Raw genomic sequence first — 14,759 nt, 5'->3', positions numbered from 1 at the left:
GGTGTTTCGGGGCGCTTCGTCGCCGTGGCGCCGCCCCTGGTTCGGCTGCGTCCCTTCAGTCCCGCTGCGCGGCCGTGCGGCGCAACTCGCCCGCGGTGATGCCGAACCGGGCGTGGAAGGTCTGCGAGAAGTGGGCGACCGAGCTGAATCCGCACCTGGCCGCGACGGTCGCCGTGCGCACCTCGGCGGCGCCCGGACCCGTCAGCAGGCCGTAGGCGGCTTCGAGGCGCCGGCCGAGCACATAGCGCGGGAACGTCGTGCCCCCGTCGGCGAAGACGCGGGTCAGCTGACGGACGCTGATGCCGACCGCGCCGGCGACCTCGGGGGCCGACAGGCGCGGATCGTGCAGTCGGTCCTCGACGCGGGCGCAGGCGAGCGCGCGGTGGACGACGGGCGGGCGCGTGGCCCCGTCGCTCGCGAGCACGGACGCGAGGTCGACGATGGCCTGCTCGTCGGGCCGGGTCGCGCCCTCGCCACCGACGGCGCGTCCGACGAGACGGGCCAGCGCCCGCCCGTACGGGTTGCTCTCGTCACGCCGGACGATGAGCGGTTCCCTGACCTGCACACCGTCCGGCAGCGCACCGCGGTCCACACGCACCGCCAGTTCGTCCAGGCCCTGGCCGAACCCGCGGACGAAGCTGCCGTCCGCGTCGCAGACCAGGAGGTCACCGGGGCGGACGACCTGCCGCCGGCCGGCCTGCTGGAACAGGGCCTCCCCGCGCAGGGAGACGTAGATCGCGACGGAACCCGTGGGCCGTCGTTCGATGAGGTCGGCAGGACGCTCGACCATGTGCGCGGTGGTGCGCACCCGCGCCAGATGCACCCGCCCCAGGTCGAGGTTGTCCTCACGCGCCCGGAAGTCCGCACCGCCCGGTGTGCGGCACATCAAGGCGATCAGGGCATCGGCGTTGTGCTCCTCCCAGGCCCGCAGCCGCTCCGCAGGCGCAAGACGCGCCGTCGAGAACGCCTGCGCGGGGCGGGGCGTTGCTGCGGGTGCCGGGTGCATGGTCAGAGAGTAGGACCGCGATCCGGGGTTCCCAACCCGTGAGGCCGAAAAGGCGATGAGGCGGGCGTAGGGCCACGACGTGAGCACCCGGATCCGCACCACGAAGTGATCCGAAAAATGTTCCCGGCTCGCGGCAACCCTGTGCGGCGCCCGTGACAACAAGGAGGCAGATCCGGCCAGTTCCAAGGGCCGGGGTCCGGCTTTCCGCTCATGAACGGCAGAAGTAGACCGCCGCGGCGCCGGCGACGACCGCGGGACCCGCACCCGCGGAGACGGGGCGAGGCATGCCAGGCGTGCAGGACCGGGCCACAGCCGTTTGAGACTGCGTGGTGGCGGGCGGTCGGGCGGGCCGGACTCGTCCCCGGGCCCGTTCACCCGGGACCTGTGGGCCCGAACGCACCAGCCGGTGCGCCGTGGAGCGGGGGACGATCTAGGCTGGAAGCAGCCGCTGGAAACCAGCCCTGACGGGCACGGATGTCCGGACGGAGGCATGGCGCGTGGAGATGGCCGGCAAGCAGGACGCCCCCACTGCCGTTGCCGTGGTGGGCCCCGACGGTTTGCTGAGCGGCTGGAGCGAGGGGGCCCGGCTGCTGCTGGGCTGGACGGCGCAGGAAACCGTCGGCCGCCCCGTGACCGATCTGCTGGCCGATCCGCCGCCACCCGGCTTCCCCGAGGGCTACGGCGCCGGTCCCGACCCCACGGGCTTCATCCCCCTGCGCCACCGGGACGGCTCCACGCTGGACGCCGTGGTGGCGGCTCACCCGTTGTTCGGCCCCGACAGCCGGGTGCTGGGTCACGCGCTGACCATCCAGCGCTGGGGACGCCGCCCGGTGATCGCCGACCGGGCCTTCGAGCAGAGCCCCTTCGCTCTGGGCGTCTACGACCCCCATCTGCGGTTCCTGTGGATCAACGCCTCCTCGGCCCGGGTGATCGCCCACACAGAGGAGCAGGTGCTCGGCAAGGCGTACCGCGAAGTGCTCCCCGAATTCGACCGCACGCTGTTTCCCGAACGGGACGACAAGCCCTACACCGACGCGCTCGCCCAGGTGGCGAGGACGGGCGAGCCCATGCGTCTCATCACCGTCTTCCAGCCGCGCGGCAGCAACTACGCCAACGCCTGGGCCACCAGCATCTGGCCCGTCCGGGATGCCGAGGGCAGGGTCCGCGCGATCGCCAACTGGGGATTCGACATGAGCGCCGAGTACTGGGCCCGGCAACGCCTGCTCCTCCTCAACAAGGCCAGTGGCGGCATCGGCCGGACACTCGACGTGATCGGCACCGCCCAGGAACTGGCCGACACTCCCGTGCCGGGATTCGCCGACCTCGTCACCGTGGATCTCTTCGACGAGGTGCTGCGCGGGGAGGAGCCGCCCTCCGTGTCCGCGTTCGGCCCCGGCGAGACGATCGCGCTCAGCCGTGCCGCACAGCACAGCGCGAACGAGGACACCGGCCGCGCCCCCGGGCCCACGACGTCGGTCGGCCATCCTCCCGGTTCTGTCGCCGCCCGCTGCATGGCCACGGGCAGGTCCACGGTCCAGCTCGCCGCCGAGCCGGGCGAGGGCGGCGAATGGGCCTTCGGGCCCGGTCTCGCCGCCGACCCGGCCCACTGGCCGCCGGACAACCCGGTGATCGACGAGTCCCTGGCCGCGGACGGGCTGACCGGCCGGATCACCGTGCCGCTCCGGGCCCGCGGCGCGCTGCTCGGCGTCGTCGCCTTCTCCCGTCTCGACCGGCCCGAGGCCTTCACCGCCGATGACCTGATCCTCGCCGAAGAGCTGACCGCGAAGGCAGCCGTCGCCATCGACAACGCCCGCCGGTACTCGCGTGAGCGCACGACGGCTCTGACCCTGCAGCGCAGCCTCCTGCCGCAGGGCCTGCCCAGCCAGGAGGCGGTCGAGGTGGCATCCCGCTACCTGCCCGCCGGGACAGGCGCGGAAGTGGGCGGTGACTGGTTCGACGTCATTCCGCTGTCCGGCGCCCGGGTCGCCCTGGTCGTCGGCGATGTCGTCGGTCACGGACTGCACGCCTCGGCCAGCATGGGCCGGCTGCGCACGGCGGTCCGTACCCTCGCCGACGTCGACCTGCCGCCGGACGAGCTGCTGACCCACCTGGACGACCTGGTCCTGCACCTCGCCAGCGACCTCCAGGCCACCGGCGACTTCCAGCCGACGGGCGAGTCGGGGGCCACCTGCCTGTACACGGTCTACGACCCTGTCTCCCGCCGCCTCACGCTGGCCAGCGCCGGCCATCCCCTGCCGCTGATCATCTCCCCGGACGGCACCAGGAGTCCGGTACCCGCCCATCCGGGGCCACCGCTCGGCATCGGGGGGCTGCCTTTCGAGGCCGCCGAGCTGGAGCTGCCCGAGGGCAGCCTGCTGACCCTCTACACCGACGGACTGCTGGAAAGCCGCGAGCGCGACATCGACGAAGGGATCGCCGCACTGCATACGGTCCTGAACCGTTCGACCACCTCACTGGAGGCCCTGTGCGACACGGTGATCGACGCCATGCTCCCCGAACGCCGTACGGACGACGCCGCCCTGCTCCTCGCCCGCACTCGCGCGCTGGATCCCCGTCACGTCGCCGACTGGGAGGTCGAGCCCGACACCGCCCAGGTGCCGCGCGCCAGGAAGTTCGCCGTCGACCAGGTGGACGCCTGGGGCCTGGAGGAGGCCGCCTTCGTCACCGAACTGGTCGTCAGCGAGCTGGTCACCAACGCCATCCGATACGGCGAGCCGCCGATCAGGCTGCGGTTGATCCGCGATACCTCCCTGATCTGCGAGGTCTCCGACGCCAGCAACACCGCTCCGCACCTGCGCCGGGCCCGCGCCTTCGACGAGGGCGGCCGGGGCCTGTTGCTGGTCGCCCAGCTCACCCAGGGCTGGGGCACCCGGCACACGACCAACGGCAAGACCATCTGGTGCGCGCAGTCCCTCCCCGAGCCCGAACCGCACTGAGACCCGAGCCCACACCGCCGTCACCGGCCGGAGCCGTCCTCCAGCTTCTCGAAGAAGAACTCGTGCTTGAGGAAGGAGACGTCGTACTCGTGGCCGGGCTGCGGTGGGAGCAGTTGGGAGGCCTGGAACAGGCGCCAGCCGTCGAGCAGTGCGTCAAGGCCTGTGGCGTAGGGCGGCTCGTCGCTGTCACCGGTCGTCGGACGGGTCCGGCCCGTCCCGTCGTACCGGGACCAGCCCACCACGTGGGAGTCCAGCGCCGACGTCGCGAGATAGAGGACCAGAACCTGCTGCCTCATGCGTGACTCCTGCTCAGGGTCGGCCGGTTGCTGACGCGCGTGACCCAGTACTCGACGTCGAAGGAGTCGTCACCGGTCAGGGCCCGCCACAGCAGGGCCCGGTTGTAGATCTCCAGTCGTGCCGCGGCCTGCTCGTACCACGGGAAGTACGTGTTGAGCTCAGCGGTCACCGCAGGGTCGTGCAGGTCGGAGAGGTCCCACAGGCGCACCTGCGGCACGGTCGGGTTGAGGCGGAGCTTGTACATGTAGCGGCGGCCCGCGGTGTCGTTGCGGCGGCCACCGTGCCAGATGCCGTGGTGCACGAGAACGACCGTGCCCGCCGGGCAGGTGAGACGAGTCTGCCCCTTGAGGTTCTGGACCCGGCCGACGTCCGTCTCGTTGACCCTGCGCAGATGGCTTCCGGGCACGCTGAGGGTGCCGCCCATCTCGGCGGTCACCTCGTGCGGGTAGTACATGAGCTGGATGTCGAACGCATCCGGCCGCACATCGATGATCGCGTCTGCGTGCAGCGGCTGTGCCTGTCCCTCGTGCGGCTCGCGCACATGAACCGCATGGTGGTCGACCGTGGGCTCGGGGCCGACCAGGCTCTCGACGGCGCCCGCGACGACCGGCAGGGCGAGCAGCTCGTGGACGAAGGTGTCCGGCGCGAACGCCCCGCCCAGCGGGGTGCCGTAGGACACTTCCGGCAGGCCCTCGGTCAGGGCCGCGATGGCCCGTTCGTTGATCTCCTGGGGCACCACCCCGTCCAGGCGCAGGAATCCCTGCGCGACGAAGCGCGCCACCTGAACCGATGTCAGGAGTTGCTTGCTGGTTGACATGCGACGAACGTACGTGCCGAGTCCGGCTCGGTCGTGGGCTGAAATCGTCCAGTGCTGGTAGTTTTCCATCCTCGTGAAGCATGTGACGCTACGGCTCGACGAGGCGCCCACCGTGGTCGCTGCCGGTATCGGAGTTCACGGCGTCTCCACCGCCCACGACGTCTTCCGGTTGCCCGACCTGTGGCAGCTGCACCTCTACCACTACGAGGGTGCGCTGTCCCTCGGGCAGTCGGTCCACCCCATACGCCCCGGCCACGTCAGCCTGGTGCCGCCGAACACCGAGGTGCACTTTCACTACCGGGGCAGGTCGGAGCATTTCTACGTCCATCTGCGGCTGCACGAGGGCGGAACCGCGCGGGTGGTGCCGGTGATGCAGGACGCCGCGGCCGAGAGCGCACGGCTGGCAGATCTGCTGCGACACGCCGTCACGGCCATGCCGACCTCTCCCCCGCGGGCCACGGCCGAGGTCTGGACCGCTCTGTGGCGCATCGCCGAGTTGCCGAGGGGCGAGGGAGCCGGGCGCCGCCATCCCTTCGTGGCCGCCGCACAGGCCTACGTCGAGGAACACCTGGCCGGACCGCTGTCCGTACCGGACGTCGCTCACGCTGTCGGAATCTCCCACACCCACCTGACGCGCGTGTTCCGTGCCGAAACCGGCCTCACGGTCGTGTCGTACATCCGCCACCGACGCCTTCAACGCGCCCGGCACCTCCTGTTGTCGTCCACCCTTTCCATCACCGCCATCGCCGCGGCCGTGGGCATCGCCGACCTCCAGGCCTTCAACAAGGCCTGCCGCCGTGAACTCGGCGCGAGCCCACGTGACGTACGTGCGGGCGCCCTTGCGGGGCTGGACATCACGGATGCCACCGGGGCGGCGCAAGTCAGCCGACCTGGCTGAACGGGGACCCGTCGGGGGTGGGTCAGTCTGGCCGCGGGCAGCCGAACAGCAGGTCGTAGCCCCGTGGGAGTTGAAGCAGGATGCGGTTCGTCAGATCCTCGCCGGCGATGTCGGCCACGACGCCGAGGACGGCGCTGACGTCCCGTGTGGCGGTCTTCTCCGTGGCGCCGTCGATCCAGGCCGCGACTGCCCGGACGAATCGTTCGGGCGGCAGCGGTTCGTGTGCCTGGAGCGGGTTGAGCAGGACGTACGCCGGCGTTTCGGGGAGCCGGGCGGCCAGCTCGGCGCGCACCTCGCCCACCAGATGGGCGCCCAGCAGGGCCATGACGACCCGGGAGGCTCGTTCTGCCTCCTGCTGCGAAGGGTATGCACCGCGTTCCTGGACTGCGGCGATGAAAGCGTCCCAGGACACGCGCATGACCTCCTGCGTCAACGGCGGGCCACCGACGGACGAGGGCGCTTCCCCGCGGGTTCCTCGCGGTGGAGCCGGTCCGGTGACCTCCACGGCGGCCGGACGCAGAAGTTGCCCGCCGAGCCGGTAACCGGAACGCAGGACCGTCGAGCACACCAGGCGGTCCCGGTCGGAGACCTGGTACGTCAGGGCGTCGTGACAGGCGGGGTCGAACGGATCGCCCACCTCACCGAACGACGTGACGCCCAGCGAGCCGAGCCGGCCCTTCAGAGTGTCGGCGATGTCCTTCAGACCGGGCGTGAGCGGCTCGTGCGCGCACGCCCGGTCGACGGCGTCCAGGACCGGCAGCAGCGCCCGGAGCACGTTGGCCACCGCGATCTCGCGGACGGCCAGGCGGTCCCGCCGCACCCGCTTGCGGTAGTTGTCGTACTCGGCCTTCACCCGCTGCAGGTCGGCGGTCCGCTCCTCCACCAGGTGCCGCAGCTGGTGCAGTTCGGTGCTCTGCGGCTCACTTCCGGTCATCGTCAGCCGGCCTCCGGCTTGTCGTCGTCGACGATCTCGGCGTCCACCACCTCGTCCTCCGACGAGCCACCGGCCGTGCCGCCTGCGGACGCCCCGGCCGCACCCGTCGGCTGCTCGGCCCGCGACTTCTCGTACAGGGTCGTGCCGATCTTCTGGGCGGCCTGCGACGCACGGTCGATCGCCTGCCGGATCGCCGCCGTGTCCGTGCTCTCGTCCTTCAGCTTCTCCTTGAGGTCGGCCAGCGCGGTCTCCGTCTCGCTCTTCGCTTCGGCCGGGATCTTGTCCGCGTTGTCCTCGATGAGCTTCTCGGTCGAGTAGACGAGCTGCTCGCCCTGGTTGCGGGTCTCGGCGGCCTCCCGGCGGCGCCGGTCCTCCTCGGCGTGCTGCTCGGCCTCGCGGACCATGCGGTCGATGTCGTCCTTGGGCAGCGCGGAGCCGCCGGTGACGGTCATCTTCTGCTCCTTGCCGGTGCCGAGGTCCTTGGCGGAGACGTGCATGATGCCGTTGGCGTCGATGTCGAAGGCGACCTCGATCTGCGGCAGCCCGCGCGGGGCGGGTGCGATGCCGGTCAGCTCGAACATGCCGAGCTTCTTGTTGTACGCGGCGATCTCGCGTTCGCCCTGGTAGACCTGGATCGTCACCGACGGCTGGTTGTCCTCGGCCGTGGTGAAGATCTCCGAACGGCGGGTCGGGATGGTCGTGTTGCGCTCGATCAGCTTGGTCATGATGCCGCCCTTGGTCTCGATGCCGAGGGACAGCGGGGTGACGTCGAGCAGCAGGACGTCCTTGACCTCGCCCTTGAGCACGCCGGCTTGCAGGCTGGCACCGACGGCCACGACCTCGTCCGGGTTGACGCCCTTGTGCGGGTCCTTGCCGGTCAGCTCCTTCACCAGCTCGGTGACCGCAGGCATGCGCGTCGAGCCGCCGACCAGGACGACGTGGTCGATGTCGGACACCTTGATCCCGGCGTCCTTGATCGCGTTGTGGAACGGTGCCTTGCAGCGCTCCAGCAGATCGGCGGTCAGCTGCTCGAACTGGGCCCGGGTCATCTTCTCGTCGAGGTGCAGCGGGCCCTCGGCGGACGCGGTGACGTAGGGCAGGTTGATGGTGGTCTCCGAGGAGCTGGACAGCTCGATCTTCGCCTTTTCCGCCGCCTCACGGAGCCGCTGTACGGCCATCTTGTCCTTGGACAGGTCCACCCCGTAGTGGTTCTTGAACTGCTTGACCAGGTGATCGACGATCCGCTGGTCCCAGTCGTCACCGCCCAGGTGGGTGTCGCCGTTGGTGGCCTTCACCTCGATGACGCCCTCCCCCATCTCCAGCAGCGACACGTCGAAGGTGCCGCCGCCGAGGTCGAAGACGAGGACCGTCTGGTCGTTCTCCTTGTCCAGCCCGTAGGCCAGCGCGGCGGCCGTCGGCTCGTTGATGATCCTCAGGACGTTCAGACCCGCGATCTCACCGGCCTCCTTCGTCGCCTGCCGCTGGGCGTCGTCGAAGTACGCGGGCACGGTGATCACCGCGTCGGTGACGTCCTCGCCGAGATATGACTCCGCGTCCCGCTTCAGCTTCTGCAGCACGCGCGCGGAGATCTCCTGCGCGGTGTACCGCTTGCCGTCGATGTCGCCGTGCTCCGGGAACCGCCACGCGTGGTCCCCCATGTGCCGCTTCACGGAACGCGCGGTGCGCTCCACGTTCGTCACGGCCTGCCGCTTGGCGACCTCGCCGACCAGCACCTCGCCGTTCTTGGCGAACGCCACCACCGAGGGCGTGGTCCGCGTGCCTTCCGTGTTCGTGATGACCGTGGGCTCGCCACCCTCGAGGACCGAGACCACCGAGTTCGTCGTTCCCAGGTCGATACCGACCGAGCGCGCCATCTCGCTCTTCCTCCTCACCCATGCGCTGCTTCACGTCTCTGGTCAGTCGGCGTCATCGGGACGGCCGCTCCCACCGGACGGGACCGGCGCGCAGCAGCGGCTCGGGGCGGGCGGCCCCCAGCACCACCACGTACCGCTGGGCGGGACCGACCGGCCGCACGAAGACAGGTCCGCGGTCGTCTGCCCGCTCCGCCGTCCGTTCGTACGTCCGGTCGTAGGCCGCGCGCAGGACCGGATCGCGAAGCGTCTCGTACGCCGCCCGCGCCTCACCGAACCGTTCGGCGGTGGCCGCGTCCACACGCGTGTCGGGACGCAGTTCCCACACCCGGGCCCGGAAGGCGGAGGTGATCGCCTCGGTCGTCGCCGAGGGCTCCACCCCCAGCACCGCGTACAGGTCCGCTCCATGATCTTGTGCCTGCATCCCGGCCCACCTCCTCACCTGCTGCGAGCTGCGGCTTCATCCTCACCTGCCTTCAGTCCTGAAATAAAACTTGAGCCCGTTGTTGTCAAGGCTTGTTTTGGGAGGAGGGGGATCGTCGGCACCTCTCCGGGCTGCCGGGGTCAAGGGGAAAGGCGCTGGGCGACACAGCTGCTGCACCGCCGGCACCGAACGTCATGCCCACGTAGGTCAAGCCATGGTAGGGCCGAATTTCGGCCACGACTTACTCGGCAACAGCACATGAAAGCCTCAGGAAACGCAAAGGAACGTCCCTGATTCAACCGCCACCTTGTTGTCGTGACCCCGACATCCATACGGTCTGCGCGATCACGGTGCACACCCCGCACCGAGGTCGTACCGCGCACCCCCCACAGCCCTTCCCGGTTCACCCACTATGTGAAGGACGTACGTTGCGCAGAACCGTTTCCCTTACCGCTGTGGCCACGCTCGCCACGGCCGCCCTCGCCCTGGCCGCCCCGCTCGGCCAGGCAGCCCAGGCCACCACCTCCTCGTCCCACGGCATCACCGTCGCCCACGCCTGCGCGACGCCGACGAAGAAGGGCGAGATGGCCTGCCACGCCCTTCAGGTCACCTCCGGCACCCCGAAGTCGGCGCACGCCGAGAGCGACCTGACGGCCGCCGCCGCACCCTCGGGCTACGGCCCCGCCTCGCTGCAGTCGGCGTACAACCTGCCCTCCGCGAGCGGAGGTTCGGGTCAGACGGTGGCGATCGTCGACGCCTACGACGACCCCAACGCCGAGTCGGACCTCGCCACCTACCGCTCCCAGTACGGCCTGTCCGCCTGCACCACCGCCAACGGCTGCTTCAAGAAGGTCGGCCAGAGCGGTGGCACCAGCTACCCGCGCGGCGACTCCGGGTGGGCCGAGGAGATATCCCTCGACCTCGACATGGTCAGCGCGGCCTGCCCGAACTGCAAGATCCTGCTGGTGGAGGCCAGTTCGGCGAGCATGACCAACCTCGGCACGGCCGTCAACACCGCCGTGCGGCTGGGCGCGAAGTTCGTCTCCAACAGCTACGGCGGCTCCGAGTCCTCCAGCGACGCGACGTACGACTCCAGCTACTTCAACCACCCGGGCGTCGCCATCACCGTCTCCTCCGGCGACAACGGCTACGGCGTGGAGTACCCGGCCGCGTCCAAGTACGTGACGGCGGTGGGCGGTACGTCCCTGACGACGGCGTCGAACTCGCGCGGCTGGACCGACACCGTGTGGAGCGGTGCGGGCTCCGGCTGCTCCACGTACGACGCCAAGCCCAGCTGGCAGAAGGACACCGGCTGCGCCAACCGCACGGTGGCGGACGTGTCCGCGGTCGCCGACCCGAACACCGGTGTCGCGGTCTACGACAGCTACCGCTCGGCCACCGGCTGGATGGTCTTCGGCGGCACCAGCGCCTCCTCCCCGCTGATCGCGGCGACGTACGCACTGGGCGGCGCCCCGTCCGCCGGTTCCTACCCGGGCTCCTTCCCGTACGCGCACACCTCGGCGCTGTACGACGTCACCAGCGGCTCCAACGGCAGCTGCGGCGGCTCCTACCTCTGCACCGGCACCACCGGGTACGACGGCCCGTCCGGGCTCGGCGTCCCGAACGGGACGGCCGCGTTCACCGGCTGAACATCCGCCTGGCGTAACCGGTTGGACATGTGCACCAAGCGGAGGACCACCGCCCGGTTGTTCCGGCACTCCTGATCCTCCGCCTTCGGGTCGGAGCCGACGTCGACGTCGGCTCCGACCGCCCCGCGTGTGGGGCCGCACGGTCGGCCTCTCGGTGGCCTCTGCACGCGGGGCACCCGGACAAGGCGGCGCCCTGTCTGTGCACCGCTGGGACGCCGCCGCCAGCCGTGGCTCACTGGATCGTCCCGCCGCTGCACTGCCGCCCCTCCGTCTGTCCGTGCACCCATGTGACGGCGTCTCGTCGGTTACGGATGCCGGCCGCGGCCGATGGGGCTTGACGTGGGTGTCGGTGTGGGTGAGGTGCTGCCGCCGGTAGTGCCGCCGAGCAGTCCGCCGTCGCCCGCACCCCCGGTCGAGCCGCCGCCGGTGGTGGTGCCGGCGGTGTCGGTCGGGGTCGGGCTGGGGCAGTCCTTCTTCTTCCCGTGGCATGGTCCGGGGGTCGGGCTCGGTGCGGTCGGGGTGGCCGACGGCGTGCTCGCGGTGGCGGAGGGGGTCGGCGAGGGGGCGCCGAATTCGTCGCTGCCCTGGCCGAGCTGGGGTGCGGGCGGGAACTGTTGGACGGGCCGGCCGTTCAGGGCGGCGGTCATGTAGCCGGTCCAGATCTCGGTGGGCATGTCGGCGCCGAAGACCTTGGTGTAGCCGCCGACGCCCTGCATCGACTGCAGACCGGCGTTCTTCGGATCCTCCTTGAACATGCTGACCGAGGTGACCAGTTGCGGGGTGTACCCGATGAACCAGGCGGACTTGTAGTCGTCGGTGGTGCCGGTCTTGCCGGCCGCCGGGCGGCCCAGGGCCTGGGCATTGGTGCCCGTGCCGTGTTTGACCACGCCCTGCAGCACGTCGGTGACGGTGTCGGCGGTCGCGGCGGGCATGGCCGTCGTCCCCTTGGGCGCCTCGAATCCGGGCAGCTGCCGACCGTCGGCGATGACCTTGGTCACCGAGTACGGCTCGTGCTGGACACCGCCGTCGTCGAAGGTGGCATACGCGCCGGCCATGCGGATCGCCGAGGGGGTGGAGGTGCCGATGTAGAAGCCGGGGGTGTCGTACTGCAGGCTGCCCCGCAGCAGGCCCGCCTTGAGGGCTTCGTTCTCCACGTTGTCGTAGCCGACGTACTCGCCGAGCTGGACGTACGGGGTGTTGACCGACTGCTCCATGGCCTTGCGCAGGGTGATGTAGCCCCACTTCGTGGAAACGTCGTTGCGCTGGTGCAGGAGCCCCGTGGGGTCGCCCGAGTCGGGCATTTCCTGGCCCTGCTGGTTCTTGATGGTTATGCCGTCGTCGCCGTTGAACTTGGAGTCCGGGGTGATCGGTGAAGGCGAGTGGCCCGGGGAGAGTACGGCTCCGTGGTCAAGGGCGGCGGCCAGGTCGAACGGCTTGAAGGTGGAGCCGACCGGCACCCCCTTGGCGTCGGCGTTGTCGGTCCAGTGGCCCTTGTCCCAGCCCGCTCCGCCGTACAGCGCCACGACCGCCCCGCTCGACGGATCGACCGACGCCGCACCGACCTGGACGTCCTTGTCGGCCGAGCGGTGCTTCGGGTCGAGGTGCTTCTTCTCCATCGCCGCGACCGACGCCGCCAGCGCCTTCACCTTCTTCTTGTCGAAGGTGGTGTAGATCTGGTAGCCGCCGTGGCCGAGCTGCTGGTCGGTGAGGGACGTATGGGCCTCGACGTACTTCTGCGCCGTCTGCACCAGATAGCCGGTCTGCCCGGACATCCCCGCCGACGGCGTGTAGGGCTTGGGCGTCGGGAATCCGGCGGCCAGGTACTGCTGTTCCTGCGCATCGGTGATCTTGTGGATCTTCGCCATGCGCTGCAGGACGTACGTCCAGCGCGCCGTGGCCCGGGCCTTGGCCTGCGGGTCGGTGTCGGCGAGCATCATCACGCTCGGCTCGTTGACCGTCGCCGTGAGGAACGCGCCCTGGCTGACGGTCAGTTGGGAGGCGTGGACGTGATAGTAGGTGTTGGCCGCGGCCTCGATGCCGTAAGCGCCCCGCCCGTAGTAGCAGCTGTTGAGATAGCCCTGCAGGATCTGCTGCTTGGACATCTGGCCACCGATCTTGAGGGAGATCATGATCTCCCTCAACTTGCGGGTGACCGACTGGCTCTGGTCGAGGTAGGTGTTCTTCACGAACTGCTGGGTGATGGTGGACCCCGACTGCACCTCGCCGCCCGTGGCCATGTGGTAGACAGCGCGCAGCATGCCCTGCGTGTCGATGCCGGGGTCGGAGTAGAAGGTGGCGTTCTCCGCTGCCAGAAAGTCCCACTGCACCGCCTTGGGCACCTGGGCCAGGTCGACGTTCTGCCGGTTGGTCGAGCCTTGCGTGGCCATCACCGAGCCGTCGGACCAGTAATAGGTGTTGCTCTGCTGCTGGGTGCTGGGATTCGCGCTCGGAATCGTCGTCGTCGCGTAGGCGTACGAGAACAGGCCCAGCAAGCCCCCGGAGAAGAGCAGGAAGGTGCCGAGCACCTGCTTCCACGAGGGCAGCCACCGCCGCACGCCCCGCTTGCCCGCACGTGGGTAGTCGATGAGGCGCCGGCCGGAACGTGCCGCATTCGTGCGCCGCGCGGCCGCCCGGCCGGAGCGCCCGGCAGCTGCACGAGGCCTGTCCGCCGCGCGGCGGCCCCGCCCATCCCCCGCCCGGGCAGCCCTGCGCGCCTCGGCACGGCCGCCGTACGGTACACCGTCCGAGCCGGACGGCCCGGTCCTCCCCGACGGTCGGCGCCGGTGTTCACTCATCCTCGCCACTCCTCAGCCAGGCACAGGCCCGCTCGCCGCTGCGAAGCCGACCGGCCCCGCCACGACGCGTAAAGGGCCTGGCCCGGGGCCCACTGATGCTCTCGCCAGTTACTACAAGCTGTAAGAGTAAGCGGTGCGGTGCATACGACAGCAACCGGCTCTGCCAAAGCTTGGGCGGCCGGCGCGTACGACGGCCGTCGACGCATGGCGCCGGTCCTGACGAGACAGAAGTGCCCGCTGCTACGGTGGCGCCGGCCACGGAGGCGTGGCGTCCAGCGGCTCCTGCATGCGGTCACCACCGCGTCATTCCGAAGGAATGCGAAACTCGAATTCGGGACGGTCCCACGGTACGGCGGGCGGGTTCGCGAACGCGGTCCCGGTCCGCACCGCACCAACACGGTGGTAGAAGTCCTCGGCGGGAACATGCGACACGACCTTGAGACGGTCGAGCCCGGCGGCACGGGCCTCGGACTGCATGTGCGCCACGAGCATCCGGCCAATACCCCGTCCTTGCGCTTCGTCGGCGACGAACAGCAGGTCGAGCTCCGGTGGAGCGAGGACGAGCGAGTAGAACCCGAGGACCCGGCCTCCATGCTCCTCCCCGCCGACGGCCACAAAGGCCCGGTGGGCCTCGATGTAATCGGGCCCGACCCGGTAGCCCGCCACCGCGGCTGCGTACTTACCCTCGTAGGCACCTGAGCCGCGCACGAGCCGCGTGAGCCGTTTGGCATCCCGCGCGACAGCCCTCCGTATCGTGATCGACTGGCTGATCGGGGAAGTCCGTGAACTCATCGGGAGAGTATTTCGCACCGGGGCCTGTCTTCGTGCGGCGGGTCGGCTGCTCGGGCAGGCGTTCCTGCACCGCTCCGATCAGCTCGGCGAGCGTTGGCCCGGGGCAGTACGCGGTGGCCGGCCAGAGCGCCTTCGCGTCGGGATCGGCGTCCACGGCCGGAGCCTTGTGAAACCGCCGACTCCGCGGGCAGCAGCCTCGCCCGCTGCGTGGAACACTTCGCAGAAGTGCGGGTCGGCCGCCGGTCGAAGTGGGCCGCCTTGACCCCGAGGGCCCGACCGCCCCGTGACCCCCGACCGATCTCCGGTCGGCGTATCCGTC

The 14,759-nt window shown here is 70.2% G+C and carries 11 protein-coding genes and 1 pseudogene; 3 read left to right on the top strand and 9 right to left on the bottom strand.

What is annotated here, in order from left to right; genetic code table 11:
- Positions 1 to 55 precede the first annotated feature (55 nt).
- A complete protein-coding gene (locus ABD355_RS15385) occupies positions 56 to 1,006 on the bottom strand; it encodes a helix-turn-helix domain-containing protein (RefSeq protein WP_344400841.1) in 951 nt (316 codons plus the stop codon).
- A 503-nt stretch (positions 1,007 to 1,509) separates the two neighbouring features.
- Here ABD355_RS15385 and ABD355_RS15380 point away from each other — a divergent pair.
- Entirely contained in the window at positions 1,510 to 3,963 is a 2,454-nt protein-coding gene (locus tag ABD355_RS15380) for an ATP-binding SpoIIE family protein phosphatase (RefSeq protein WP_344400840.1), read from the top strand.
- 20 nt (positions 3,964 to 3,983) lie between these two features.
- Here the strand turns inward: ABD355_RS15380 and ABD355_RS15375 are convergent, their stop codons facing one another.
- Positions 3,984 to 4,259: a hypothetical protein gene (locus ABD355_RS15375; RefSeq protein ID WP_344400839.1), complete on the bottom strand. Its 276-nt coding sequence runs from the start codon at positions 4,257 to 4,259 to the stop codon at positions 3,984 to 3,986.
- Positions 4,256 to 5,077 carry a phytanoyl-CoA dioxygenase family protein gene (locus ABD355_RS15370; protein WP_344400838.1) on the bottom strand — a complete coding sequence of 274 codons (822 nt, stop codon included), beginning with the start codon at positions 5,075 to 5,077 and terminating at the stop codon, positions 4,256 to 4,258. Before ABD355_RS15370 ends, ABD355_RS15375 begins: the two co-directional genes overlap by 4 nt.
- 82 nt (positions 5,078 to 5,159) lie before the next feature.
- On the opposite strand from ABD355_RS15370, the gene ABD355_RS15365 reads away from it, so the two are divergent.
- Positions 5,160 to 5,975 carry a helix-turn-helix domain-containing protein gene (locus ABD355_RS15365; protein WP_425585751.1) on the top strand — a complete coding sequence of 272 codons (816 nt, stop codon included), beginning with the start codon at positions 5,160 to 5,162 and terminating at the stop codon, positions 5,973 to 5,975.
- 22 nt (positions 5,976 to 5,997) lie between these two features.
- Here ABD355_RS15365 and ABD355_RS15360 read toward each other — a convergent pair whose 3' ends face one another.
- The 4 genes and pseudogenes from ABD355_RS15360 to ABD355_RS15345 all read right to left on the bottom strand — a co-directional run bounded on the left by ABD355_RS15360 (position 5,998) and on the right by ABD355_RS15345 (position 9,204).
- Entirely contained in the window at positions 5,998 to 6,393 is a 396-nt protein-coding gene (locus ABD355_RS15360; protein ID WP_344401223.1) for a DUF2267 domain-containing protein, read from the bottom strand.
- 87 nt (positions 6,394 to 6,480) lie between these two features.
- A pseudogene (gene grpE, locus ABD355_RS15355) lies at positions 6,481 to 6,909 on the bottom strand (nucleotide exchange factor GrpE); the annotation flags it as partial.
- Positions 6,910 to 6,911: 2 nt separating this feature from the next.
- On the bottom strand, positions 6,912 to 8,783 hold the full coding sequence (gene dnaK, locus ABD355_RS15350; protein ID WP_344400835.1) for a molecular chaperone DnaK: 1,872 nt from the start codon (positions 8,781 to 8,783) through the stop codon (positions 6,912 to 6,914).
- A 52-nt stretch (positions 8,784 to 8,835) separates the two neighbouring features.
- Positions 8,836 to 9,204: a J domain-containing protein gene (locus tag ABD355_RS15345; RefSeq protein ID WP_344400834.1), complete on the bottom strand. Its 369-nt coding sequence runs from the start codon at positions 9,202 to 9,204 to the stop codon at positions 8,836 to 8,838.
- A gap of 428 nt (positions 9,205 to 9,632) precedes the next feature.
- Here ABD355_RS15345 and ABD355_RS15340 point away from each other — a divergent pair, with 428 nt between their 5' ends.
- Positions 9,633 to 10,853, top strand: a complete 1,221-nt coding sequence (locus tag ABD355_RS15340) for a S53 family peptidase (RefSeq protein ID WP_425585739.1) — start codon at positions 9,633 to 9,635, stop codon at positions 10,851 to 10,853.
- A 305-nt stretch (positions 10,854 to 11,158) separates the two neighbouring features.
- Here ABD355_RS15340 and ABD355_RS15335 read toward each other — a convergent pair whose 3' ends face one another.
- Both ABD355_RS15335 and ABD355_RS15330 read right to left on the bottom strand, forming a co-directional pair.
- The gene (locus tag ABD355_RS15335) at positions 11,159 to 13,378 is read right to left on the bottom strand and encodes a transglycosylase domain-containing protein (protein ID WP_344400832.1); all 2,220 of its coding nucleotides are present in this window, start codon (positions 13,376 to 13,378) and stop codon (positions 11,159 to 11,161) included.
- 573 nt (positions 13,379 to 13,951) lie between these two features.
- Positions 13,952 to 14,440, bottom strand: a complete 489-nt coding sequence (locus ABD355_RS15330; protein WP_344400831.1) for a GNAT family N-acetyltransferase — start codon at positions 14,438 to 14,440, stop codon at positions 13,952 to 13,954.
- Positions 14,441 to 14,759: the final 319 nt, after the last annotated feature.

The organism is Streptomyces longisporus (assembly GCF_039532765.1).
GTDB lineage: Bacteria > Actinomycetota > Actinomycetes > Streptomycetales > Streptomycetaceae > Streptomyces > Streptomyces longisporus.
This window is presented reverse-complemented; position numbering and strand designations above follow the sequence as displayed.